Origin of the sequence: Pseudoalteromonas sp. NZS100_1, from assembly GCF_015864285.1 — a bacterium.
GTDB classification, from domain to species: domain Bacteria; phylum Pseudomonadota; class Gammaproteobacteria; order Enterobacterales; family Alteromonadaceae; genus Pseudoalteromonas; species Pseudoalteromonas arctica.
Genome location: NZ_JADYXN010000028.1, coordinates 1 through 25,639 on the forward strand (window position 1 = coordinate 1; position 25,639 = coordinate 25,639).

Annotated in this window: 25 protein-coding genes; 24 read left to right on the forward strand and 1 reads right to left on the reverse strand. The window is 62.6% G+C overall.

Going from position 1 to position 25,639, the window contains the following annotated elements; translation table 11 throughout:
• The first annotated feature begins 137 nt into the window (after positions 1-137).
• From I6F66_RS16205 to I6F66_RS16230, 6 genes are all read left to right on the forward strand, one after another.
• Positions 138-539 carry a DUF1441 family protein gene (locus I6F66_RS16205; protein WP_197161960.1) on the forward strand — a complete coding sequence of 134 codons (402 nt, stop codon included), beginning with the start codon at positions 138-140 and terminating at the stop codon, positions 537-539.
• A complete protein-coding gene (locus I6F66_RS16210; protein WP_114488093.1) occupies positions 540-2,693 on the forward strand; it encodes a phage terminase large subunit family protein in 2,154 nt (717 codons plus the stop codon).
• An 83-nt stretch (positions 2,694-2,776) separates the two neighbouring features.
• A complete protein-coding gene (locus tag I6F66_RS16215) occupies positions 2,777-3,148 on the forward strand; it encodes a hypothetical protein (RefSeq protein ID WP_197161963.1) in 372 nt (123 codons plus the stop codon).
• Positions 3,149-4,265: 1,117 nt separating this feature from the next.
• Entirely contained in the window at positions 4,266-4,475 is a 210-nt protein-coding gene (locus I6F66_RS16220) for a phage head-tail joining protein (RefSeq protein ID WP_181870798.1), read from the forward strand.
• Positions 4,475-6,256 carry a phage portal protein gene (locus I6F66_RS16225; RefSeq protein WP_181870799.1) on the forward strand — a complete coding sequence of 594 codons (1,782 nt, stop codon included), beginning with the start codon at positions 4,475-4,477 and terminating at the stop codon, positions 6,254-6,256. The genes I6F66_RS16220 and I6F66_RS16225 overlap by 1 nt, the downstream gene beginning before the upstream one ends.
• On the forward strand, positions 6,243-6,830 hold the full coding sequence (locus I6F66_RS16230) for a collagen-like protein (protein ID WP_114488096.1): 588 nt from the start codon (positions 6,243-6,245) through the stop codon (positions 6,828-6,830). The genes I6F66_RS16225 and I6F66_RS16230 overlap by 14 nt, the downstream gene beginning before the upstream one ends.
• Positions 6,831-6,945: 115 nt before the next feature.
• On the opposite strand, the gene I6F66_RS22780 is transcribed toward I6F66_RS16230, so the two are convergent.
• On the reverse strand, positions 6,946-7,311 hold the full coding sequence (locus I6F66_RS22780; RefSeq protein ID WP_231615151.1) for a hypothetical protein: 366 nt from the start codon (positions 7,309-7,311) through the stop codon (positions 6,946-6,948).
• A 16-nt stretch (positions 7,312-7,327) separates the two neighbouring features.
• Here I6F66_RS22780 and I6F66_RS16235 point away from each other — a divergent pair, with 16 nt between their 5' ends.
• From I6F66_RS16235 to I6F66_RS16320, 18 genes are all read left to right on the forward strand, one after another.
• Positions 7,328-8,287 (forward strand): hypothetical protein, encoded by a 960-nt coding sequence (locus I6F66_RS16235; protein ID WP_197099305.1) that lies wholly within the window; start codon positions 7,328-7,330, stop codon positions 8,285-8,287.
• Entirely contained in the window at positions 8,284-8,712 is a 429-nt protein-coding gene (locus tag I6F66_RS16240; RefSeq protein WP_114488097.1) for a hypothetical protein, read from the forward strand. Before I6F66_RS16235 ends, I6F66_RS16240 begins: the two co-directional genes overlap by 4 nt.
• Positions 8,709-9,050, forward strand: a complete 342-nt coding sequence (locus I6F66_RS16245) for a hypothetical protein (protein WP_114488098.1) — start codon at positions 8,709-8,711, stop codon at positions 9,048-9,050. The genes I6F66_RS16240 and I6F66_RS16245 overlap by 4 nt, the downstream gene beginning before the upstream one ends.
• A gap of 53 nt (positions 9,051-9,103) precedes the next feature.
• Positions 9,104-9,505 carry a hypothetical protein gene (locus I6F66_RS16250; protein WP_114488099.1) on the forward strand — a complete coding sequence of 134 codons (402 nt, stop codon included), beginning with the start codon at positions 9,104-9,106 and terminating at the stop codon, positions 9,503-9,505.
• A 1-nt stretch (position 9,506) separates the two neighbouring features.
• The gene (locus I6F66_RS16255) at positions 9,507-9,806 is read left to right on the forward strand and encodes a hypothetical protein (protein WP_114488100.1); all 300 of its coding nucleotides are present in this window, start codon (positions 9,507-9,509) and stop codon (positions 9,804-9,806) included.
• An 80-nt stretch (positions 9,807-9,886) separates the two neighbouring features.
• Positions 9,887-10,948, forward strand: coding sequence for a head maturation protease, ClpP-related (locus I6F66_RS16260; RefSeq protein ID WP_114488101.1), 1,062 nt, complete (start codon positions 9,887-9,889; stop codon positions 10,946-10,948).
• A gap of 2 nt (positions 10,949-10,950) precedes the next feature.
• Positions 10,951-11,604 carry a head decoration protein gene (locus I6F66_RS16265; protein ID WP_114488102.1) on the forward strand — a complete coding sequence of 218 codons (654 nt, stop codon included), beginning with the start codon at positions 10,951-10,953 and terminating at the stop codon, positions 11,602-11,604.
• Positions 11,605-11,638: 34 nt separating this feature from the next.
• A complete protein-coding gene (locus tag I6F66_RS16270) occupies positions 11,639-12,649 on the forward strand; it encodes a major capsid protein (RefSeq protein ID WP_114488103.1) in 1,011 nt (336 codons plus the stop codon).
• Entirely contained in the window at positions 12,650-12,979 is a 330-nt protein-coding gene (locus tag I6F66_RS16275) for a hypothetical protein (RefSeq protein WP_114488104.1), read from the forward strand.
• Entirely contained in the window at positions 12,976-13,635 is a 660-nt protein-coding gene (locus I6F66_RS16280; RefSeq protein WP_114488105.1) for a phage tail protein, read from the forward strand. Before I6F66_RS16275 ends, I6F66_RS16280 begins: the two co-directional genes overlap by 4 nt.
• Positions 13,632-14,126 (forward strand): hypothetical protein, encoded by a 495-nt coding sequence (locus I6F66_RS16285; RefSeq protein ID WP_114488106.1) that lies wholly within the window; start codon positions 13,632-13,634, stop codon positions 14,124-14,126. Before I6F66_RS16280 ends, I6F66_RS16285 begins: the two co-directional genes overlap by 4 nt.
• Positions 14,127-14,232: 106 nt before the next feature.
• Entirely contained in the window at positions 14,233-14,994 is a 762-nt protein-coding gene (locus tag I6F66_RS16290) for a hypothetical protein (protein WP_114488107.1), read from the forward strand.
• Between the two features lie 207 nt (positions 14,995-15,201).
• On the forward strand, positions 15,202-15,750 hold the full coding sequence (locus I6F66_RS16295; protein WP_114488108.1) for a hypothetical protein: 549 nt from the start codon (positions 15,202-15,204) through the stop codon (positions 15,748-15,750).
• A gap of 8 nt (positions 15,751-15,758) precedes the next feature.
• Positions 15,759-19,892, forward strand: a complete 4,134-nt coding sequence (locus I6F66_RS16300) for a tape measure protein (protein WP_114488109.1) — start codon at positions 15,759-15,761, stop codon at positions 19,890-19,892.
• A complete protein-coding gene (locus tag I6F66_RS16305; RefSeq protein ID WP_114488110.1) occupies positions 19,889-20,290 on the forward strand; it encodes a hypothetical protein in 402 nt (133 codons plus the stop codon). The genes I6F66_RS16300 and I6F66_RS16305 overlap by 4 nt, the downstream gene beginning before the upstream one ends.
• 12 nt (positions 20,291-20,302) lie before the next feature.
• The gene (locus I6F66_RS16310; RefSeq protein ID WP_197209481.1) at positions 20,303-22,582 is read left to right on the forward strand and encodes a hypothetical protein; all 2,280 of its coding nucleotides are present in this window, start codon (positions 20,303-20,305) and stop codon (positions 22,580-22,582) included.
• 3 nt (positions 22,583-22,585) lie between these two features.
• The gene (locus tag I6F66_RS16315; RefSeq protein WP_114488112.1) at positions 22,586-24,481 is read left to right on the forward strand and encodes a hypothetical protein; all 1,896 of its coding nucleotides are present in this window, start codon (positions 22,586-22,588) and stop codon (positions 24,479-24,481) included.
• Between the two features lie 9 nt (positions 24,482-24,490).
• Complete coding sequence (locus I6F66_RS16320) at positions 24,491-25,639, forward strand: hypothetical protein (protein WP_114488113.1); 1,149 nt, start codon at positions 24,491-24,493, stop codon at positions 25,637-25,639.

Sequence of the window (25,639 nt, forward strand, 5' to 3'; positions counted from 1 at the left end):
GGGACGAAGAGGCGCGGGGCTCAAGCATTTTTAGAAAATCTCAACTGAATCCCTTAGCGATTGCGCAAATACCTGCGCAACAAGTAGAATTGGCGTATGAGCAACACATTCTGTGACGCCTTTGCGGCACCTTTGGCATGAGCGAATACGTCGAAGGCATCGAGATCGACGTGCCCCGGCTGGGCGGCAAACGCGAGAACGCTGGCCGCAAGCCCAAGGTGTTCGAGGACCAGGTGCGCAAGGAACTGGAGGACGCGGGCGAGGTTGAGTACGCCGTCTCCCGGGCGCGCAAGGAGGCATGGACGGCCAAGACTGTCGAGCTGGACTACCGCATCAAGGAGGGCGAGTACGTGAAGCGCGAGGCTGTGCGCGAAGCCTGCGCCACCGCGTTCGCATCCATCGCCCAGACCCTGCGCTCAATCCCCGACCTGCTGGAGCGGCGCGAGGGCGTGGCACCGGAGACCTGCGAAACGGTGAGCAAGACGATTGACGACGCACTGAACACCTTGGCTGAAGAGTTCGAATTGTTCGGAGGCTGAGTGGCAGACGATTTCACCAAAGCGGTACAGGACGTTTTCTCCCCTCACGCAGCGTTCCGACCACCCAAGCGGGTTTCCGTCAGCCAAGGCGCGGCCGCCTCGCTGATCGTCAAGCAGACCGGCGGCACCACCGCCCCATGGTCGGCCACCGAAACACCCTACATGTGCGAGCCAATCGACACGCTGGCGAGCCGCCGGCACGAGGCCGTCGCCTTCGTCGGTCCAGCACGGTGCGGGAAAACCGAGGGGTTGATCACCGGCTGGATGGCGCACGCCGTGGTCAACGACCCTGGCGACATGGCTATCATCCACATGTCCCAAGAGAAGGCGCGCGAGTTCTCCAAGACCACCGTGGACCGCGCACTGCGCCACAGCCCGGACTTGGCTGCGCTCGTCTCGCGCAACGCCAACGCCGACAACACGTTCGACAAGAGCTTTCGCCACGGCATGTGGCTCAAGATCGGCTGGCCCACCGTCAGCAACCTGTCCGGCTCCACCTATCGCTACGTGGCCTTCACCGACTACGACCGTATGCCGGACGACGTGGGCGGCGAGGGCGCGCCGTTCCCGCTGGGGCTCAAGCGCACGCAGACCTTCCTGTCGCGCGGCATGTGCCTGGTTGAGTCCAGCCCCGGGCGCGACATCGAAGACCCGAACTGGAAACCGTCTACCCCGCACGAGGCCCCGCCGGTGCGCGGAGTGGTTGGCATCTACAACACCAGCGACCGGCGCCGGTGGTACTGGAAGTGCCACGACTGCCGCGAGTGGTTTGAAGCCGCGCCCGGTGTTGGTCTGTTCAACCTACCCCCGGACGACGAGTTGCTGGAGACGGTGCGCAGCGCCAACCTGGACAAGCTCGCCGAGCACTACGCCAAGATCGTGTGTCCCCACTGTGGGTCGCTGCACGGCGCCGACCAGAAGAAGGCTCTGAACGCCAACGGCCGGTGGCTGCGGGACGGCATGACACTGACCGTTGACGACGAACTGGTGGGCGAGGGCATGACATCTTCCATCGCCGGGTTCTGGCTGGGCGGCGTGGCGGCGGCGTTCCAACCGTGGCGCTCTATCCTAGTGCGCCACCTGCAGGGCCTGCGCCACTATGCCCTCAGCGGATCGGAAGAGGCCCTGAAGAACGCGATCAACGTGGACCAGGGCATGCCGTACATCTCGCGGCACCTGAAGGAGTCCCAATCAGGACGTGCCCGACCGCAGGACCGCGCTGAAAACGACCTGATCCGCTACCAGGTACCCGAGCAGACACGCATGCTCTCGGCCTCCGTGGACGTGCAGGGCGGGGTGAACGCGCGCTTCGTGGTGCAACTCCACGCCGTCGGCGTGCACATGGAGCAGTGGTTGGTGGATCGTTTCGAGATAAAACACTCGAAAAGGCCCGGAATGGGAAGCGAGTTTGCCCCTATCGACCCCGCCAGCTTTCCTGAAGATTGGGATGTGCTGACGGACAAGCTGCTCGACGCCACGTGGAAGACACCGGACCCCAACCGAGAGATCAAAATCCGCATGCTCACGGTGGACACCGGGGGCGAGGACGGCGTGACCCATAACGCCTACGCCTGGTATCGGCGCGTGCGCAAGGCCGGACATGCGCACCGCGTCACGCTCTACAAGGGTGCGTCCGAGCCCAAGGCACCGATCATCCGGGAGACCCTAGTGAGTGGCCGCAAAGGGACCAAGGGCGACATCCCTCTGCTGATCTGCAACCCGAACCTGCTGTCGGACATGGTGGCGGCGGGCCTGCGTCGGACCATGCCGGGGCCGGGTTTCTACCACTTCCCTCAGCCGAAACACCCCACACAGAACCCCGACGGCTGGCTGCCACAGGCGTTTTTTGACGAGCTGGAGGCCGAGGTGCGCGGCAAGAACGGCACCTGGCAGAAGGTCCGCAAGCGCAACGAGAGCTTTGACCTTTGCCGGATGATGATGGCGGGTATGCTGCGCATGCAGCTCGACAAGATCAAGGACTGGAACGTCGTGCAGCCATGGCTGGCGCCGCTCGACCGCAACAGCGAGATCGTGGCGCGCGAAGATCGCCGAGCAGCGCAGGAAAACAGCGTTATCGCCTTACCACCTGCAGAAGAAGTGCGCGTACTCCGGCCTGTGCGCAGGCCACGGCGAAGTGCGGTGGCGCAGTATTGAAATCGCTTGACGACTTCTTGCGCGTTTGCTAAATTACACACATCGCAACAACGTCAGTCCGACGATCTTTTTGAAAGGCAAATATGCAACCGTCCGAGCCCCGTTCTTTGTCCCTCAAGGCAGCCGCTTTTGCTGCTCTTGGTGCAGCATCTGAAAAGGTGACCCAGAGCATGGAGGCGTACCGCGTCAAGGCCAGTGGCCCAAACACGGCCTGCCAACTGCTGCAGCACCTCGGCGTAGCCAACGTGGGCCTGCCAGGTTACGGCAAGATGCGCTCGGCCAGCCACACCAAACGCGGCCCAGGTCGTCGTTTCACCATTGGCGACGGCACACGCACGTCCCAGCAGCGTCAGGCAGGCGCCTACGGACGCGGCTTGATGAACTGGGTTGCGAGCACTCAAGCTGCGCGCTCAGCAAATCGCAAAAATGCCAAAATGGCACGGGCCTGCGCTTAAAAACCCTTGACCTTTATTTCGCAAACGCGATAATACGAACCAGGCCAGCGCAACCAGTGGCCGGAGTTTAAAAGTCGAAAGGCTCTCAAACCAACTGGAAGATTTCGGTGACGAAGAGGCTGGGTTACACCCAGTAACGGTCCTCCGGTCGGACCCTAAGCCGGCGCGCTCTCAAACGCGAAAGGGGAAGGGGCTGATCCACCTACGGATTCTTGGAGCCTGCGCGAGCAGGGCCTTCAAGCGAGAGACTGATAAGAAGGTGCCACTGCCATTCTCACGCAAGGCAGCGTAGCACCGTAAATCGGCCTCTCACTTGAAGGTCGCACAGTGAAAAAGTGAGAACAAAGGCACTCTCGCACCACGTGGTGCTGTAGTAAAAGCTCCCTTAACAACGGGGTGATGTCCGCGCCATCCAACACTCCCTGCGACCCGAACTTGGAGCCTGCGCGAGCAGGGCCTTCAAGTGTGACACCTGGCCGGAAAGGGCCACCCGCAAGGGACAACCTCCGGTAGTACCCCGGAGTTGATGTTCAGGCGTCACACTTGAAGGTGGCCCAGCGGCCGAGGGTTAGCGCCTCGCCAAACTGACTTTCATGCGAAAACCTTGTGATCGTGGTGCGTAAACACTGCTTCATGTGAGCTGGGTCATTCTTCAACATCTCTCCCGCGCAGCGCGCCGTTTCGACGGCGGCAAAGGGATGATCGCCGGAAGCATGCGAGTACGCGATCCTGTCACGGCAGTAGCAGCACCGAACGTACTGGTGCGGTAGGCCCCGTGAGGTAATTACGTGACATCCCGGAGAGACGGGAACTAGCAAGCCTGCAGTTTGGCCTCTGGGCGATCCTGGGGGAGCGCACCAGACTGCAGACTCGATGGTGCTAAATGCCCGCGAGGTGGTTCTCGCAGTGTGGCGCCCAGTGGCCGGGGTTCAGCGCGGGTCTGACCAACCAAACACGGCCACCATCGACTTGTCTCAGCAGCAGACGCCGCCATCAGCGTCTCCTTTTAAAAGACTTTCCGTAAAAAGAAAGTCTTTCTTTTTTCCGAAATCGTGCCGCAGGCCGTTTTCGCGCCACCTCGCCGATGATGCCGATCATTTCGCATATCGGATCAACCATGGCCGTCACCCAGGCAGACATCGACAATCTAAACGCGGCCATTGCGGCTGGCGTTCGATCCGTCACCCTCGGCGGGCAGACGGTCATTTACGGAACGCCGGAGTCGCTGATCCAGGCCCGGGACGACATGAAGAAGGAACTGGCCGCACAAAGCCCGCAGCGCCCCCGCCAGTCCTATGCGTTCTACGCAGGTCGAGGGTACGACTGATGGCTCGGTACAGCGCAAACGGCAAGTTGATCGGCCGACCACCCAAGAACCCCCAGCCTGAGCAGACTCCGGTCGCCCAGGCCGCACGCACGTTCACCAACCGCTACGACGCCGCAGGGCAGGGCCGCCGCCTCGCTGGCTGGACACCACCCTCCAGCGGCCCCAACACGGCCATGGCTGGCCTGCAGACGATCCGCAACCGCTCGCACGACGCGGTGCGCAACGACTGGAGCGCCAAGAGCGTCACCCAGAAGTGGGCCACCAACCTCGTCGGCATCGCCATCACGCCGCGCTTCAAGCGCATCACCAGCAAGACACGCAAGCAGGAACTGACGGACCTGTGGAACGACTTCGTGAAGAAGGCAGACGCCGACTGCGTGCTCGACGGCTACGGCCAGCAGACCCTGGCCGTGAAGTCGTGGCTGGCCGCCGGTGAGGTGTTCGCCCGCCGTCGTGCCCGGTTCCTTGACGAAGACGGCCTCGCGGTGCCCATGCAGGTGCAACTGCTGGAGGCCGACATGGTGCCGCTCATGGACGCGGACCAGTGGAAGGGCCTGCCTGTCGGCCACGTCATCCGCTCCGGCATCGAGTTGAACAAGCGCGGCAAGCGCGTGGCGTACTGGGTTTACAAACAGCACCCGGGCGACAAGGGGTTCATGGGCGTGATGGACCCCGACGCGCTGGTGCGCGTGGCGGCATCAGACATGATCCACATGTTCGAGCCCGACCGTCCCGGTGCCCTGCGCGGCGTGCCCACCATGGCCTCGGTGCTGGTCAAGCAGCGCAACGCCGTGGACTACGAGGACGCGACGCTGGAGCGCCAGAAGCTGGCGAACCTGTTCGTCGCCACGATCTCGCGCACGCTGCCCCCACTGGACCCGAACGACCCGAACAACGGCGCGCTAACAGGCACGCCGTACGAGACCGACGGTGTGAGCCCCGAGCCGCTGGTCCCGCTGCGGCCCGGCCTAGTGCAAGAGCTGGAGGACGGCCAGAAGATGGAGTGGTCCAACCCTCCCGAGGCCGGCACCAACTACAGCGACTACATGCGCACGACCCATCTGGGCACGGCGGCGGGCGCTGGCCTGCCGTACGAGCTGATGGCGGGCGACATCCGCGAGGTCAGCGACCGCACGCTGCGCGTCGTGATCAACGACTTCCGCCGCTTTGCCGAGCAGCGCCAGTGGCAGATCGTGATCCCGATGTTCTGCCAGCGCGTGATCGAGTGGTTCGCTGACGCAGCGCTGCTGGCCGGGGAGATCACACTGGCCGAGTACGACGACGTGATTCGCGTAGAGCACGCACCCCACGGCTGGGCCTACATCCACCCCGTGCAGGACGTGCAGGGCAAGGCAGCGGAAGTCACGAACGGTTTCCGCAGCCGCTCCAGTGTCATCGGCGAGCGCGGTGACGACGCCGACACGGTGGACGAAGAGCGCAAGGTCGACATGGACCGCGAGAAGGAGATGGGTCTGTGGGTGGACCCAATGGGTGTCCCTGCTGCACCGGGCGAGGATGACCCGGAAGAGGACGGCATTGACGACGACGAATACAGCGCGCCGCCCAACCCCACGCAGGCCCAGCAGCGGGAGATGCACCTGGCGCTGCTCAAGCGCACCGAGGCTGAGACCGACGCGCTGCGCGCACGCGCGGCTGCCGCCAAGGCGCCGCCACCTGCGCCAGTGCCACCTCCGGTAGACCCAACGGCCGAGCAGACCCTGGCGCTACAGAACCGAATTCTCGACCTGCTCGGCGAGGGGGCCGAAGGTGGACAGCAATGATCGCGGCATCCTCACCCTGCTCGCCAAGGCAGTCCGTGACCTGCGCGCTCAGGTCAGCAATCTCGCCCGGCAGCCCGGCCCTCCCGGCAAAGACGGTGTACCCGGCAAGAATGGGCTGGACGGCAAGGACGGTATTGGCCTGCGTGGCGACCCTGGCCCTCGCGGCAGGGACGGTCCCCCAGGAAAGCCTGGCCGAGATGGGGCTCCCGGTAAAGACGGCGAGCGCGGGCCGATGGGCCCTATGCCCAAGCACGAATGGCAAGGCACCAAACTCCGGTTCCAACAAACTGAAGGTCGGTGGGGCAAGTGGGTTGACCTGCAAGGCAAGCCCGGCAAGGCTGGAACCGGCGGTGGCGTGTACGTCAACGCATCCACAGGTGGTGGCTCCGTCAACCCCGGCGACTTCCCCCTTGCCGACACCATCGTGCCCGACGACGAGATGGTCATCGTTCGGGGCGGGGTTCTGATGCGCGTGCGCGTGGTTCTACAGGCAGGTGAAGTGCCGACCAACGCGGTCACAGTCAACGGCGAAGCCGTCACGGTCAACGGTCAATATGTGGTGGTAACAAGCTGATGGAACACGAACTCATACCCGCTGGGGAAATTCACGCACCCCACAATTGGGTCGTCGCGGACGAGGCCGAGCGCCTGGCGCTGGCGCCGACCGAAACGGACGTGCGCAAGTATCTCTACCAGGAGAGCGACAAGACCGAGTGGGTACTGACCGGGCTCGCCCCGGTTGAATGGGCGCAGCACATCGGCCCCACTGGGCCAGCAGGTCCGACAGGCGCAACAGGCGCAACAGGCGCAACAGGCGCAACAGGCGCAACAGGCGCAACAGGCGCAACAGGCGCAACAGGCGCAACAGGCGCAACAGGCGCAACAGGCGCAACAGGCGCAACCGGCAATGATGGAGCGACCGGCCCAACTGGCAGTACCGGCGCCACCGGGCCAACTGGGGCGACGGGGAATGATGGCGCTGACGGCGCTACAGGGCCAACGGGTGCAACTGGTGCCACTGGCGGCACAGGCCCCACGGGAGCAACCGGGGCCACGGGTGGTGCTGGTGATGTGGCTGCGCTGATTCACGCCGCCACCAGCAAAGCAACCCCGGTCGATGCCGATGAACTGGGCATTGTTGACAGCGCTGCGTCCAACGTCCTCAAAAAGCTGACGTTTGCGAATCTCGCGGCGTGGGTGCGTGGGATCGCGCTCACAGGGTTGAGCACTGCGACGAACGCGGTGATCACTGCTGCAGACACGGTGCTGGTTGCTCTGGGCAAGCTGCAAGCGCAGGTCAACGAGCTGGACACCAAAAAGTTAGATAATACCGGTGGTGATATTGCAGGCAATGTAAATTTCTCGGGAACTGGTAGGCGTATTACTGCGGATTTCAGTAACGCGACCGTTGCGAGCCGAGCGATGTTTCAGACGAGTACGACTAACGGCGCTACGGTATTGGGGGCGATGCCAAGTGGGGCCGGTGGTTATTCAGAGTATTCACTTTACAACGGACCCGACCCGACAAACGCAGCTAAATTTGATTTTTCCATAAGCGGCAGTACCGCGCGGCTGCGCTCTACAGCCATAGGAACGGGCGCATCGCTCCCGATAAATATTGAAACTCCAGGCGGGACTACGCTTCATTTGGGGACGAATGGTGATGTGCTCGCGCTGCGTGGCGCGCTGGGTTACGGCACGGGAGCAGGAGGTACAGTTACTCAAGCAACCAGCAAAACCACCGGCGTGACACTTAACAAACCTAACGGGCAGATAACTATGAACAGTTCTGCATTATCGGCAGGCGCGGCTGTGGTCTTTAGCGTGAGTAATTCATACGCCTTATCCACAAGTTTAATTGATGTTTGCGGGGGATACAACTCCGGTGCCCCTGATCCATCTAATTATAGGATTGAACTTAATTGGTCTGGAAACGGGGTTTTTAGTGTAAGAGTGACAAATATATCCACCGGCACACTTTCAGAGGAGCTTGTAATCAATTTCCAATTAAGGACAGGTTCTACATCATGATTATCAAACAACCAATCCGCTACGAAAACGACCCCGCGACCCTCGAAGCAACATGGGTTGATGCAAGCGGCGCGGTCATCAAGTGCCACGCCTACAGCAACGGCCAAATGGACATGCTACGCGCAGACCTTGGCGCTGACGCCCCGCAGTACGAGGCACTACTCGCCCAGGTCGAGGCCGAATATGTGCCGCCTGAACCACCAACGCTTGCAGAGCGTCAGGCTGAAATCGTCGCGCGCATCCAAGCGCTGGAAGACCAGCACCTAATGCCGCGCATCACCCGCGAAACGATCATCGCGCTGGCTGAAGAACGCGCGGTTGCCATGGGGCTGACCATTGAGTATCTGCGTGCCAAGAACAAGGGCTACGCGGGTCTGAAAACCCTGGACGAACAGAGCGCAGCACTCAGGAGCCAACTGCCATGAGCCACCTCCTATTTTTCCCCGTCTACGCCTTCCTCCTGCTCTACGCACTGTGGGTGTTTTTCCTCGCGGTCATGTCGCTCAAGCGCGCCAAGGACGCCGGCACGCTGACCTTTTGGAACAAAATGTTCGGATACCCAGTGCTGTTCGTCGGGCTGCTATTGGACTTTCTGGCAAACACCTTGGTGCTCACGGTACTTCTGGGTGAACTGCCGCGCGAGGGAACTGTCACCGCCCGACTGAAGCGCCACAACGAGACAAGCACCGGCTGGCGCAAGGCTGTCGCCGTTTGGGCGGAACAGCACCTCGACCAGTTCGACCCGAGCGGCGATCACATCTGATCCGAAACCAGCCCGCAGTCCACCAGCACATTTTCCGACGACAATCGCCACCCATGCGACATCTAGACCCCACTGCGGCCTTCACCGTGCTGCTGGCCTCCATCTTTGGGGCTCAACTCAGTGCGGTGATTGGCCCCTACGCCGTCATCATCCTTGCAGCTACCACGGGGGCTGGCTGGGGCCTTGGGCGCTGCCCGCCGATGACCCGCGCGCAGGGCCTCTGGTACTTTTTGAAACTCAATTGCACCGCTTTGTTGGTTACAGTACCGATTGCATCCGGTGTTCAGCATATGCTCGGCTGGCAAGAGGCCAACTGGCTCCTGGTCCCCGTCGGCCTCCTGGTTGGCGGTGTCGGCAATAGCTGGCCCAAGGTCGGCGAGTGGTTCGTGACCTGGCTGGGTCGCCTGCTGGAGAAGCGCACCGGCACCGAGCAACCACCGAAAAAGGACGACTGAGATGAATTCCCACCTCTGGGCCCTGCTGAACACGGTCGTCTGCGGGGCGATCATGGTTGTCTGCATCTGCCGCTTGTCGGTCATGCACGTAGGCATTCGCAAGCTCGTCCGTCTCAAATACACCCTGCTGCTGTCCGGCGCCTGCGCATACGGATTTCAGCCGTTCATCTTCGGCACATGGCCCACGCCCGCAGGTATGTTTTTCGTGGTCACGGTGTTTGTCGGGCTGCTCACCAGCTCGCACCGCTGGCGCCGCGCCGCCCCCATCGAGACCGAAACACGTCCTGCCGAACTGGCCTGAGAGCGTCGTCCGAAATTGTGCCGCAGAGGTGAATAACGCAGGGATCAACACAATGCGCAGCATTCAGCAAAGGACTGCGCATGCGCCCCTGTTTCAAATTCACAGCCAAGGCGGGTAAAAAGCCCGCGGTCTTGGCGCTAGACGAGGAAATCGGCTTCTGGGGCACCCAGGCCAAAGATTTCCGTGCCCAACTGGATGCTGTCGAAGGCAACGAACTGGTGGTCGAGATCAACTCGATTGGCGGTGACGTGATGGCCGGCCTGGGCATCTACAACATGCTGCGCTCCTGGGCCAAGGACGGCAAGACCGTCACCACCCGCGTGACCGGCATCGCAGCCAGCATCGCCTCGATCATCGCCCTCGCAGGCGACAAGCGCGAGATGCCCAAGAACACGTTCGCCATGGTGCACCAGGCTTCGACCATCGCAGCCGGCACCTCGGAAGACATGCGCGACGCGGCCAACTGGCTGGACAAGGTGGACGGCTCTCTGCGCAACATCTACATGGACCGCATGGGTGCTGACGAAGCCAAGGCCGCCGAAATCATGGCGAAGGACACGTACCTGACCGCTGACGAATGCCTGGACCTGGGCTTCGCCACTGCGCTTCTGGACGACATCCGCGCCACGGCCAAGTTCGACCTGGCCCGCGCCGACCTGCCCGCCAACGTGGCTGCGATCTTCAAGGCGGAAGCCGACCCAGTGGTTGACCCCGTTGTTGACCCTGTGATCGACTCTGTGATCGACCCTGTGATCGACCCCGCGGTGCCAGACACCCCCGTCGCCAAGCAGATCGAAGCCCTGGCAATCACCGCTGGCCTGCAGGCCTACGCCGCTACGTTCGCAGTGGCCTGCACCTCGCTGGACGAAGCCAAGACCCGCATCACTGCGGCCAAGGAAATTGTGGCGCTCTGCGCCGTTGCCAAGCGCCCGGACGATGCCGCCAAGGCCATCCGCGCCAACCAGTCCGTAGAGGACGTGCGCGCCGCGCTGATCAAGGCAATGGCCGAGGCCGATGAGCACACCAACAACGCGCCTCCGGCGCGTGGGTCCCAAACCGCCGGCCAGTCCGGGGTGTTGTCGGCGAAAGCCGTCTACGAAAAGCGTGCGGCACGCAAGCAAAACTCTCGCAAAGGAAACTGACCATGGCAACCTCTCTTCTCTCCACGCCGCGCGTCAAAGCGGTGATCATTTCGGAAGCGTCCAACCAGCGCAGCCGTGAAAACATCGTCGTGACCCAATCGGGCACCGCGCTGGCCTCCGGCACCCTGCTGACCCGCTCGGGCGACGCAGGCGAGGGCACCTTCGCCATGGACGCCGGCGCAACTGGCAACCCCACGGCGGGCACTATCACTGTCGGCGCTGCGGCCATCCCCGGCGTCTACGTGATCGAGTTCACCGCAGCCACCAAGTTCACGGTGGAAGACCCTGAAGGCAAGACCGTCGGCACCGGCACGCTGGGTGCCGCCTTCAGCAAGGGTGGCGTCGGCGTCACGCTGACAGCAGGCGCAACCCCCGCAGTGGCTGGCGACACCGCGACCATCACCGTGGCTGCAGGCTCCGGCAAGTACATCGCCTACACCGCCAACGGCGCCGCAGGCCCCGCTGACGCGGTGCTCTACAACTGGCTGCCCGCCAAGACCGGCGACTCCGACGCAGTGGGCTTCGTGCGCGACGCCGAGCTGAACCGCTTCGAACTCACGGGTCTCGACGCGGCAGGCCAGACCGACCTGGCGAAGAAAGGTCTGATCGTGCGCGGCACGGCTGGCCTGCCAACCGTTTCCACCCCGGCTCTCTGAGCCTTTCATCTCTCGACTCAGGAGCACAAGAAACATGGCAACCCTCGACATTTTCCAGGACGATGCGTTCAGCGTTACGTCTCTGTCCAGCACCATCACGGACATTCCCGACGTGCCCACCAAACTGGGCGACAAGGGTCTGTTCCAAGAGGAAGGCATCTCGACCACTTCGTTCATGATCGAACGCCAAGGGTCGAGCATCAAGCTGCTGCCCACCGCCCCCCGCGGCGGTGTGCGTGAGCCTGTCGCCCTCGGCCCTCGCAAGCTGATCCCTCTGCACGCTCTGCACATCCCCGCCTCATGGTCGGTGCTCGCAGACGAAGTGCAAGGCATCCGCGCCTACGGCAGCGAGACCGAAGTCGAGCAGGCAGCCACACTGGTGCAGCGCAAGCTCGCCAACGTGCGTGCCAGCATGGACCTGACCCACGAGAACATGCGCGTCGGCGCACTCAAGGGTCTGGTGACCGACGCCGACGGCTCCACGCTGCTCGACGTGTACGACGCCTTCGGCATGACCCAGCAGACCCAGTTCTGGAACATCGCTGTGGCCGCCAACGGCGACCCCAAGGCTTCGATCATCACCCTCAAGTCGATGATCCGCGCCAAGATGGGTGGTCGCTCCTTCGGTCGCATCCGCGTGATCTGCTCGCTGGGCTTCTTCACCCCCCTGGTGCAGAACACCAAGATGATCAAGGCGTGGGAACTGTGGAACCAAGGCGCCTACCTGCGCACCGACCAGGTGAACGGTGGCGACTTCGAGTTCGCAGGCGTGATCTTCGAGGTCTACGACGGCGGCACCTCGGCCGGCGACTTCATCGCTGACGGTATCGCCTACGCCTACCCCGAAGGTGTCCCCGGCATGTTCCAGTCCAAGTTCGCACCTGCGGACTACATGGAGACGGTGAACACGCAGGGCCTGCCGTTCTACGCCAAGCAGGAAGCGATGCCTTTCAACAAGGGCATCATCGGCGAGGCGCAGTCCAACCCGATCCACTTCAACTCGTTGCCCGAGGCAGTCATCAAGCTGTCTGTGGCCGCGAGCTAAATGGCAAGCGTCTTCGGGCGCATGACGGAGAGCGTCCTTTCCCTGCTGGGCGAGGACGCTCTTTTACGTGGTGCGGTCCCCTGCAAAGTGAACATCGAGCACGACGTGCAGCTCGTCGGTATGGACGCCGAGCGCGCACAGAGCCGGGGCGACCTGGTGACCAACAGCGACGTGATCACCCTCGCTAAACGGCACAACCCCAAAGGCGGGGACTCTCTGAAATTCACGGGAACCGGGCCCCACGCGGGCCGCTCGTTCCGCCTCGAAACCATGATCGAGGACAACGGCTACTCCCGCCGCTACATCGTCATTGAGACGACGGTGCCATGACCAAAGCCCGCGACTACACGCTCAAGATCGACGCCTCCCAGGTAGTGAAACTGGGAGAACGACTCGCGCAGGCCAGCGGCGAAGAGATTGGCCGCGCGTCCGTCACCGCTTTGAACGAGGTGGTGGACCGCACATACGATCTGGCGCGCGACCGGATGATCGCCGGTATCAACCTGTCCGACGATTATCTGCGGCGTCGAATGACGCTCCAGCGCGCCACACCCGGCAAGCCGGTGGCGTCGATCACGGCCAGCGGTGCGCGCAACGCAACCACCGTGCTCGGGCGCTACGACGCCAAGCCGGTGATCGTAGCGAACAACAAAGGGCGGCCCGGAAAGGGCAACAAGGCCCTTGGCATCCCGTCGGGCCAGAAGCAGGTCGGTGTCACCGTTGAGGTGACCCGTGGGCAAACGAGTGACGGGTTTGTACCGCGCGGTTTCCTACTCCCGCTGAACCGAGGCACCGAGTCCGGTGGCAACGGCTTCGGCGTTTTCGCGCGTTCGCGCGACGGCAAGTTGCGCCACCGCTACGGCCCGTCCGTGTATCAACTGTTCGCCTACCAGGTCGAGCGCATCGTGAACGATGTGACCGACGACCTGGAAGACACCCTCGCCGCACAGGTTGACCTGGCGCTGCAGAAAGCCATCGAACCATGACCGCCACCCCCGCCATCTTCAAGAAGTCCTCCGACATCGCCGAGTATCTGACCACGGTACTGCAGGGCGTCACCAAGGCCAACGGCTACAAGACCGACCTCGGCACCACGGTGTACCGGGGCCGCCTGAAGCACGATGAGGACCGTGTGCCCTACGCCGTGCTTATCGAGGGTGAGGACCGCCCGCAGGAGAACGACGGCGGCCGACTGGACATCACCCTGGAGCAAGACTTCGTACTCGGCGCCTACGTGCACTGCAACGTGGACAACCCGAACGATGCCGCGCACGACGCGATCAAGGACATCAAGAAGGCGGTGTTCTCCAGCGACCTGGCCCGACGACCGATTGCCGGTGCGCGCGGGGCCAACGGCCGCGTAGCGAAGTTGAGCTACCGGGGGAAGGACATCGGCCCCCGCGCCGATGGCAAGAACATTGTGTTCGCCGTCGTGCACATCACGGTGGTGTTCGCCGAGAACCTGCTGGAAGCCTGAGTCCGAAATTGTGCCGCAGAGGTCGATTCGCCCTGTGCGATGACACTGCGAGCGTTGTAATCCGATCTTGCCGTGAGTGCGGCATGACATTCTCAAGGAGTTTCTCATGGCAGCACGCAGCTTCAATGGCGCTGGCGACGTTTACTTTAACCGTATGGTGGACGGCGTAAAGCAAGGTCTTGTCGGGCCGATCTACGCCGACAGTCTCTCGATCACCCCCAGCGTCGAAACGATCCAATCGACCAGCAAGGGCCGGTATGACTATGGTCAGGTGCTGGAGAGCGTGAACATCGCCCAACCGTCTGAGTTCTCCATGGCGCTTAAGGAAGTTACCGGCGACATCTTGACCATGGCCTTCCTCGGAACCTCTGCCGCGTTCACCGAAGCCTCCGGCACGCTGACGGGCTACGACCTGACTGTCACACAGGTGGGCACATGGCTCCCCATCGGCAAAAAGAATCTCGCCACACTGGTTACCGTTGAAGACGCGGCCACTGGTGGCGCCACGCTGATCGAAGGCACCGACTACAAACTGAACCGCCCCATGGGCTGGATCATGGCGCTGGCCGGGGGCGCTCTGGCGGTAAACGACCACGTTTTCATTACCTGCGCACATAGCGGTGCCACGGGCACGAACGTTAAGGGCTCCACCCGCACAGAAGTTCGCGTTGAAATCATTTTCGACGGTATCAACCAAGCTGACGGCACCCAGTGCACGGCAACGATCTGGGAAGCCATCCTGGCGCCAGACAGCGAGTTTGACTTCCTGGCGGATGACTTCGGGAACGTAAACCTGACGGGGACACTGAAGACCCCGGTCGGCAAGGACGCTCCGTACGAGGTGTTGATCCAAGACCCCGTGGCCTAAGCACTGCTGGTGTGGCGGGCCCGCCCGCAGCCCAAACCCGCCACGCGCCTTCAGCCTGGCGGGTTTTTTCATTCAAGGATCGTCATGCATAAATGCACCCGATGCGGGTTGACCAAGACCCCTAGTGAATTCTACAAAGCCACCAAGAATCCTTCGGGCCTGCAGTCCCGGTGCAAAGAGTGTTCGAAGGCGACAAACCGCGAGTGGATGGCGAAGCACCCGGAAAAAGCTGCGGAGTACACCAAGCGGTACGAAGAGAACAACGCCGAGCGTCGCAAAGAACTCCGCGCGATCAGTCGCGCGGCGTATGCCCCGCGTCGTCTTGAACTGGGACGCGCGCTGGAAGAGAAAAACCGCGCGAAGCGCAAGGCACAGGCCGACGCCCGTCGCGCGTCGATGCTTGATCGCCATAATGAAAAGTCGCGCCGTTGGCGCGCCGCGAACTTGGAAAAGTCCAAGGCCATCTTCAAGAAGTGGCGGGACGCCAACCCGGGCGTGATGGCGATGCATTCGGCGAAATGGCGCGCGGCCCTTTTGCAAGCAACCCCAACATGGGCCGACCAAAAGAAGATCGCGGAATTCTATGAGGCCGCCGACGGCCTGAGCATGCTCACTGGGGAGTGGTATCACGTGGACCACATCGTACCGCTGCAAGGTAAGACGGTGCGCGGCCTGCACTGCGAAGCCAACCTCCAAGTCCTGCCTGAAGCCGAGAACATCCGCAAAGGCAACCGCCACTGGCCTGACCAGCCCTGAAAGACACCATGGCTACTTCGAATCGTGATGTAACCCTCAAACTGAGCGTTGAGACCCTCGGTGAAGACGGTATCAAGGAACTGCAGAAGGCGGTTGAAGCTCTCGGGCGCGACGGCGGCGCAGCGGCGCCTGAGTTCCAGAAGCTCGCCGACGAGATCGGCCGCCTGGGCGAGCAGAGCCAAGCGCTGACCACGTTCCGGGAACTGAGCGAGGAAACCGACAAGCTGGCCGCGCGCCAAGTGGACGCCGCCGACAGCGCCGCGCAGATGGCCGAGCGGCTGGAGGTGTTGCGTGATGCCACTGCTAAGGCCACCCAGCGGCAGAGCGAGGCCAACGCCGAGTTGTTGAAGGGTCAGCGCACGCAAGCCGAGGCCACGGCAGCGTTGCGACTCCTGAAGGCAGAATACGACGCGGCCGGGAAGAACACTGCAGCCTACCGCGACCAACTGGCCGATGCGGTCAAAGCTCAGAACGCAGCAAACGTCGAACTCGTAACGCTGCGCGCCAACCAGAAGGCAGCCAACGCCGAAGCCTCGTCGGCCGTGGCCGAGCAAGGCAAACTGGAGACCCAGTACAAGAAGAGCGCGGCACAGGTCGAACGCCTGGACACCGCCCTGAACAAGCAGAACGAGGCGCTACGTCAGGCGACCACGGCGGCCGAGGCGCTGGGGCTGTCCACTGCAGACGTAGCTGCGGCTGAGGGCAAGCTGCAGGCGATCTTCAACTCTGGCGTTCAGACCGTAAACGCGCGCAACGCAGCGCTCCGCGAGATGGCAGAAGCCAACCGCCTGCTCGCCATCGAAGAGAAGGCAGTTGCAGACCTGCTGGCACGCGGCCAAGCGGCGCTGCAGGCCGAGACACTGGCCCAGCGCGATGCGGCGCGGGCCACGGAGCAGTACGCGGCCACAAAGCGCGAAGCGGCTGCGGCCAACGATGCCTGGCAGAAAGAGGCCGAGGCCCTGGTCAACGCGGCCCACGCCGCCCAGCAACTGGCCCGCGAGACCGAGATTTTGGCTGCGGCCCAGCGTGAACTCGCCAACCAGAACGCCTTCGAGAAGCAGGCCACCGAAGCGCAGAAACTGCTGCAGGCGGCCCAGTACGTCAAGTTCTGGGAGAACGCGCTGGAGCAGGCCGAGACCCAGGTCAAGCAGACCGCTGACGAAGCCCAGAAGGCTGCCCAGCGCATCGACAACGCCTTCGGCACGCTCGGCGTGCGCTCGGTGCAGGCCGTCCAGCAGGAAATCGCCGAGACACGCGCTGCGATGGCAACCCTGGCGACCACTGCCGGGCAGACGGGTGCACAGCTCTCCGGCGCCTTTGCTGCGGGCGAGAACAAGATCAAGGTGCTGGAGCGGGAAATCCGCGAGCTGACCGGCACGCTGACCACCGCCGACAAGGCGGCCGGCCTGTTCAAGAACTCGCTGGGCCAGATTGCGGCCGGCAACCTGATCGCGGACGCCGTGGGCGCGATTGTGGAGCGCGTCAAGGACATGGGTCGCCAGTTCATCGCCTCGGTCGTGCAGCTCGACACGTTCCGCCGGGCCATGAACGCTGTCTACAAAGACACCGCACTCGTCGCCAGCCAACTGGATTTCCTACGCAAGACCGCCAACGATAGCGGCGTGGGGGTGGGCGGCCTCAGCGACTCGTTCGTCAAGTTCTCGGCATCCATGAAGTCGGCCAACGTACCGGCGCAGCAGAGCAACGAGCTGTTCGCCTCGCTGACCCGCGCCGCAGGCTCGCTGGGCCTCGGCGCCGAGCGCACGTCCCTGGCCCTGGACGCACTCAGTCAAATAGCGTCCAAGGGCGTCGTTAGCATGGAAGAGCTGCGACAGCAATTAGGGGATTCCCTACCTGGTGCGCTCAGTTTGACGGCCAAGGGGCTCGGAATCACCGACGCCGAACTGGTCAAACTGGTGGAGTCAGGCAACTTGGCAGCGCGCGACTTCTTCCCGTCGTTCACCAAGGGTCTGCAGGAACTGCACGGCGAGACAGAAGGCTTGGTGCCCACGTGGGAGCGCCTGAAGAACGCCTTCACACTGGCCGCCCAAAACGCTGGTGACGCCGGCTGGCTGGAAATCCTGACCATGGGGTTGCGCGGTCTGGGCCTGGCGGCAGGATCGGTACTGCTCCCGCTCAACGCCCTGTTTGAATTAATGGCGGGCCTGATCCGGTCTGGGGGAGCCTTGGTCGCAGCCATCGCCACATGGACAAACCCCATGGAGGCTTTGAGTGAAATCTGGGGACAGGCTGCGGATCGCCAGTCCAAGTTGACCGAGGCTTTCGACGCGACGATCAAGGGGGTCGCTCAGACAAGCGCCGCCACGACGCAACTGACCAGTAAAGTCCAAGAGACTATCACCTCGACCGACGGCCTGACCAACTCGCAGAAGCTCGCAGCCATCGCGGCGCAGCTAAATGGAGACGCCACACTAGAGGCGGCTGCGAAGTACGTTCAACTCTCTATTGCCACGGCCACGCTGATCAAAGAGCAGGAGAACGAGACGCTGAACCTGGAGCGCGTCGCCAAAGCGCGCAAGGAAGAGGGTGAGACCCTGGTGGCGCTGGCGAAGTTGCGAGGCGATGAACAGGGCGTCCTGAAGGCAGCCAGCCAAGCGGCGGAAGAGTACGCACTTGCCAGCGCGCGGGTCGCGGCTTCGAAGCAGGAAGAGCTGAAAATCCTGGAGCAACAGTTGGTCGCACAGCAGGCCAAGCTCGAAGCCGACAAGGCGACGGCGGATCAGCAGGAAAAAGAGACGCAGAAGCTGCGCGAACTCATCAAGACCAAGCAGTCCGAGGTCGAGCAGACCAAGGCGTCAACGGAGGCGGCAAAACAGGAAGTCGCGGCGCGCAAACTGGCCGTTGAGATATACGGCGACCAGTCGGCCAAGATGGCCGAGTACCGCGCCGAAATGGATCGGCTCATCCTCGTCTTGCAAGAGTACGAAAAGCTCAACATCAACGGGAAAAAGACTGACGAGGAAGTCGCGGCTGTGCGCCAGAAACTGGCCGAGATAACGGCCAAGTACAAAGACACCGTGAATGACTTGGCACGGAACCTGCGCCTGCAAGCGGCAGAAGAAGTCGCCACGCTGAAGACCAAACAGGCTTCACTTTCCGTGGACATTCAGATTGCACAGGCAAGTGCCAACATCGCTCGCCTTCGTGGGGATAACACCAAGGCGATGCAGTTGGAGCGCGAGGCCATGGCGAAGCAGATCGAGGTCGCCAAGATCAAAATCGAGATCGACCGGGTACAGGCACAACTCCAGATCAAACTTCTCGAAAACGAGAAGTTGAAGCTCCAAGCCAGTGACGCCAACTACAAACTGTTGGTGCGGGAGTTGGACCTAAAGATCAAGTTGCAGAAGGCAACCCTTACCGAACTGGATGGCGCGGACAAACTCATCCGGTTGAAAGAAGAAGAGAACCGCCTGCGGCAGCAGGCCACCAACGACCTCGGCAGTGAGGCATCCGCGCGAGGCAACGTCACAGAGGCCAGCGAGCGCCAGGCCGACGCCATGGCGAAGATGCTCATGCAGTACACACTCAGCGCCGACTACAGCGAGCGGCAGATCGCCATCTTGGAACGAGAAGCCGCCGCCGAGGAAAAACTGGCCGAAGCCCGCCGCAAGCGCCTGAACGTGGACAAGGAAGGTTACTCCTTGAACACCGCAGGGGAGCGCGTGATGGCCGGGGAAACCCAAGAGCAGGTAGACCGCGACATCGCCCGGCGTTACGGCGAAGAGAACATCGGCAACCCAGACGCCATCAAGGCTCGCGGCCTGGCAGAGATGCTGAAGTTCATCTCCAGTCAGGGTGGGCAGATTCGAGACCCCAACTACAGCAAGCAGGTGGCTGACATGCGCCGGCAACTGCAGGAGTTGGAAGCGAAGCTGCTCAACACAGGCCCGGCACCAGGCGGCACGGCGACCACACCCGCAGGTGGGGGATCGACGACGCCAGGCGGCAGCCCTTCGGGTGGGCGCCCAAGCAGCGGTGGCGTCAGCAGCGGGGGGAACCTGACCGTCAACCTCGGCGGCCGCAACCTCGGAACCATCACCGGACTGAACCCCACGCAGTCACGTGAAACTCTCGCAGTGCTTCGCGCACTTGAAACCTCACAAGGAACCGCAGCATGAGCCTCACCCTGGCCGATGGCACGACCACACTGACCTTGAACCCAGACCTGTTCTGGTCCGACGAGAACAACTGGAACCCGGTCGAGCAGACTGCCGACCGCACGATCACGGGCGCGTACATCGTCCAGGCGGCGGCGAGGGTCAAGGGGCGACCCATCACGCTGGAGCCGGAGAGCGACAGCAGCGCGTGGATGACGCGCGCCGACGTGACGGCGTTGCGAAATTGGGCCGCAGTACCCGGCAAAACCATGACTCTTACACTTCGCGGCGAGGCTCGGGAGGTCATCTTCCGTCACCAGGACGGCGGTTTTGAGGCCCGTCCTGTGATCCAGTACCGCGATGGGCACGAACTGCCTGCCGACTTTTACCTCTGCACCATCCGTCTCATGGAGATTTAACAAGTGGCAATCTTGAAAGGCGATGTCCGCCTGGTAGCGTCGGCGGTGATGGATGACGTGAGCGAAGGCGGCGGTGCCCCCACGGCGACGATCATCCAGGACGGTGAGAGCAACAACATCTTCCCGGACATCAGCGAGCTGGACCGCGCGGGCGGTCGGGTGAACCTGCGCAAAGTGCATGTGCACGTCCAGACGGGCGACCGTGACACGCTGCTGGGCACCAATTTCATTGTGGCCGAGCCCCCTAATGATCCGAACGTGAGCATCACGGTCTTCTCTACCGGCGAGACCTTTGACACGCGCACCAACGCTGCGGATTTCATCGAAGCCTATCTGGTGAAAGGCCCCGCACTTCCGGGCTTCTTGCTGGAGAACCACGTCGCTGGTCAGCGGGCGATCCAGTTGTTCCAACGCCCCGGGTCCCCGCTCCCCGCTGTGGGCCGCACCCTGGTACTGGTGGCCGACGAAGACACCCCCGACGAGATCGTGCAGTACGTGCGCACGACGCGGGTGGAAAGCACCATCGGCACCTACACCGAACTGGTTGGCGGCGGTTTGGTGGACTTTGAAGCGGAAGTTGTCACCTGTGACATCAGCGATGCCTTGCGCGTCAACTTCCCTGGCTCACCCCCATCCCGGCTTTTCGCCGTGGCCGACGGCAAGACTAAGGTCCGTGACACCACCGTCGCGGATGCCGGGTCGTACCACGGTGTCGTTGCCCTGGAATCGGCGGGGGCTATCGGCGACGCAACGGTGCAGGTGGAGAGCGTCTACACCCAACTGGTTCCCAACGCGCGGACGGAAGTCAGTGCGCTCGACCAGCGGCCTTCCGCACAGCGATCCTTGGTCTTGGCCGAGACGCCACGGCTTGTTACCGTTGGCGCCGCGCCGCACAGCAAGCGCATCAAGATCGGGCAGGAAAACCGCGGCTTCAATTTCGTTGACATCCTGCGGCCGTTCCCGGCTGCGAACTCCTTGGTGGTTTCCTTCCGGGCGCTCGGTAGTTGGTACACCATCCAGGACGACGGTCTCGGCAACCTGACGGGCACGGGGGTTGGCACCGTCAACTACGACAACGGCTCCATCGCCGTAACGTTCCCCTCGATGCCAGACGTTGGCTCATCCATCATCTACTCGTGGGGTGAGAAGTCTGCGTACACCAACCGATCTGCCGCCATCGGTTTTCGGATGCCCGAATTGTCGTGGACCGTACCGCACTCCCCCTTGGAACCAGGGTCCGTCGTCGTGACCTGGGAGTCTGGGGGTGTGTTGAAGACCGCAACCGACAACGGCACAGGCGGTTTCACCGGAGACGCTACAGGCAGCATCACGTACAACAGCGGGTTCATCTCCCTCAAACCTTTGGCGATGATCGACCCAGGCGGCGAGTTCAACACCGAATACGCCTACACGTCGGCCCGCAGCGAGAGTTTCGCCGGCCTTAGCCCCGACGCCGGCGGTTTTGTGACCATCACCTTGAGCGAACCGCCCCTGGCTGGGACCATCACCGCCCGTTGGATCACGGTGCGCAACGTCAGCAACAGCAGCGGGACCAGCGATCTGGTGAGTGAAAGCAGCACGGAGATCGAGTACAACGGCGCCGTGATCGTAGACCCGCCGCGCTCTGGCGGTGGGGGCAGTACCGGCGGGGGTGGGGGCGGCGGGGGCGGTTCGTCCACATCCTACGCCTGGCTGGAATGCGGCAACCCGCAGGTCTTGAGCGGAACGGCGTTCAACTTAACCTTTGACGCAGGCCCCGGCGCGGACGGCACGTACTCCTGGACGACCATCACCCTTAAAGGTGGCGGCCTTGGCGCAACCTCCGGCACGTTCACCGTGTCAGGGGGTCAAGGGTCCTTCTCTGTACCAACAGTCTCCGGCTGGCTGGTGAACAGCACGCACCACGTTTTCGTGGAAAATCCGTCGTCCATCACGGTGGGCCAGTCGGTTGTTCTCTACAACTACAACGCCGGTTCTTGGCCTGTGCCAAACCCCAGCGTTCCCCTCACGATCAAAGCCCCGGCAGACGTGGTGCGCGATCCATTGGTGAGCGGCAGCGCTACGACCGGCGCGGTGGCCGTTGGTGGCGTCTATCCGGGCGGCATTCGAGACGACAACGGCGCTACTGTGTACGTCAACGTGATTCCAAGCAGCCTTGCAGGCTTTGGGAACGTGTACGACCCTCCGGCATCTGGCGGAGCCGTGTGGTCTTCCGGTGACCTGACGGCAGGCCAAAAATCGCTGATGAGCCGTGACGGCGTGCTCAAGACCTATTTCCTCGCAGGGGCATAACACATGGCAACCGGATACGCATACCTCGAACCCCAGCGCCGCCGCGCATCGCGCAAGGTCACAGCAGGCTCTTCGCACACGAAGACAACCTACAAGACCGAGAAGACACAGGAAACCTTGGTCAACGAACTCACTGACGACGGCACGGGTGGCCTCGGTGATTTCGGCACGGTCAACTACGGCACGGGCGCGCTGAATGTGCGCCTGGTCGAGCTTGACCTGACGACGGAAGGATACAAAAGCGATCACGAAGATGCCGAATCCTTCGAGAGCTATCTGGAGCCTTCCACCGGAGGTGACAGCGCGCAGAAAGGCGGGGAGTACGGCGACACATCCGTGGGTGAAGAGCTGTTGGCCGCTTCGACGCTGACGGTGACGTACGCGACAGACTTCGCCAGCACGGTCACTACGGAGTACAGCTTCAAGCCCCCGACCATCACGATTGACCTGTGCCCATACACCAGCGACTACGTGGTGCCAAACAGCGTGCAGTTCACCTGGATGGGTCACACCTATGCGGACTACGACGGCGACCTGATTCGGGATCGCACGACCCCGGGCACCGGTTTTTTCGCAGGCCGAGTCAACTACGCGGGCGGCATCGCCGAGATCACAGACTACGTGGTGGACCCCCTCTACGACGCCGAAGACCTGACCATCACAAGCCTCTGGACTGTGCGTCAGAAGTGGACGACTGCCAGCATTTTCATGCGCACCCAGATCGCCCCCCTGAAGCCCGCCGGGTTCGTGATGAACCTGTCGGACACGGAGGGTAACGCGATCACCGCCAGCGCGGGCATCGACGGCGTGATCGCGGGGACACACCTGCGCGGCAAGGTGGACTTCGAGACGGGCGTGGTCGAGTTGCAGTTCGGCGACTACGTTCTCGACACCTCGCTGACCGTCGAGCAGAAGCTGGAGTGGTGGTACGACGCGGACGACGTGGGCGCAGTTGAGGCGCTGAAAATCTGGCGCCCATGGCCTGTGGACCCAACCACACTGCGCTACAACAGCGTGGCTTACTTCTACCTCCCGCTGGACGCCGACGTGTTGGGCCTGGACCCCGTGCGGCTGCCACAAGATGGTCGCGTTCCCATTTTCCGCCCCGGTGGCTTCGCCGTGGTCGGCCATACGGCGGTAACCAGTCCGGCCACTGTGTCGAACGGGCAAACCATCGACCTGGCCCGCACGCGCCTGTCTCGCGTTCGGGTGATCGGCGATGACGGTGACACGATCAACACTGGCTACACGGCCAACCTGGAAGCAGGAACGGTGACGATTGTGGACACCACCGGTTGGAGCCAACCCATCACCATCGAGCACCGCATCGAGGACTTGGCCCAGGTCAGCGATGTGCAGATCACAGGCCAGATTGGCTTAACACGTCAGCTCACACACGACTTTCCGGTGCCAGGTAGCTACGTCTCGGGCGCCCTGATCGCGGGAGACCTGCGTAGCCGCATGTCCTTGATGTTCGACCAAGGCTCCTGGGATGGCACCACATGGTCGGATGTGGTGGACGGCTCTCCTGCCACGGGGACCTACAACAACACGCTGGCCCCCGTAGAGGTGAACAACCTTGGTGCCGTGACGGAGCGATGGGCTTTCCGTTTCACCAGCACCACGGCATTCCAGATCATTGGCGAACATGTCGGTGTGATCGGGACCGGGACCATCAATGCTGACTGCTCGCCGAACAATCCGGCCACTGGTACGCCGTACTTCACCATTCTGGAAACCGGTTGGGGTTCCGGCTGGTCGGTGGGAAATATCGTACGCATGAACACTGTCGGTGCGCAGTTCCCCGTGTGGGTGGCGCGCACGGTGCAGCAGGGCCCAGAAGCCGGCCTGGACTATTCGTTCTCTCTGATCACACGCGGTGGCGTGGATCGCCCGTAAGGATTTCCGATGACCTCTCCGGTTGACACGTCCGTCAAACTCTTCCGCAGCACCATGCCGGGTGCACCAGCGTTGCGCGGCCAAGTTGGCAGTCTGATCTCTTTGCTGGACGCCTGTTTGGTAAACGGTTGGGGCAGTCAGACCGCCTCGTCGGTGATCATCACGGGTGGTGTAGCCACGGCCACATTTCCAGCCGATCACGCAGCCGCCGTCGAGTCGGTGGTGCTGGTCGCAGGGGCGACACCTGCTGGGTTGAATGGCGAACAGAAGGTGACCGCGGTGGCACCGAACGTCATCCGGTGGGCAACTGCTGAAGCTGACGGCACAGCCACCGGCACAATCACGGTGAAGATGGCTGCGGCTGGCTGGACGAAGGTTTACACCGGCACCAACTTGGCAGTCTACAAGTCGGCCGACCCGCAGGCCCACGGGCAGTTTCTGCGCGTCAACGACACCGGCACGACGGCGGCGCGGGTGGTCGGGTACGAGAATATGACTGCGGTGTCTACCGGCACAGGTCTTTTTCCTACGAGCGCGCAGCTCAGTGGCGGTTTCTATTGGGGTAAGTCTCACACGGCTGGTTCCGCGGACGTGGCGTGGGCGATTGCGGCCGACAGCCGTGCCTTCTACTTCAACGCTGCGGCGTATGTGACGACCGGAGGGCCAACAGCCAACGGTGGTGCGGCTTACTTTTTTGGCGACCTCGTGCCGCATAGTCGGTCCGGGGACGCCTACGCAACCATGCTGACCGGCGCGCCAGGTTCGGTGTGGGAAAGCTACGGTGGTCAGTACATCCTGTCTTCGGACGTAGCAACGCGCGCGATACCTCGCAAGGTAGACGGGACGGGGACCGCGATACAACCAGAAGTCTCGCCGTACACCGCGTACAACCTTAGTTTCTTGCCCAACACCGTGAATGGACGTGTCCCGTTCACGCCGATCATGGTGCGGGACTCGCAATCGCAAACAGGCATTCGTGCGGACATACCGGGGGGCAGGTTGTCACTGCACTTCGGCGCCGAAACTGTACTCTCCGAGCATCAAATCTTCTACGACACAGATGGTCGTGCTCGCGTGAACATGCTCGCGCCGAACAACATGACCAGTGCGTCGGGTTTCAACTCCCTCGCGGTTGATGTGACCGGCCCCTGGAGGTAA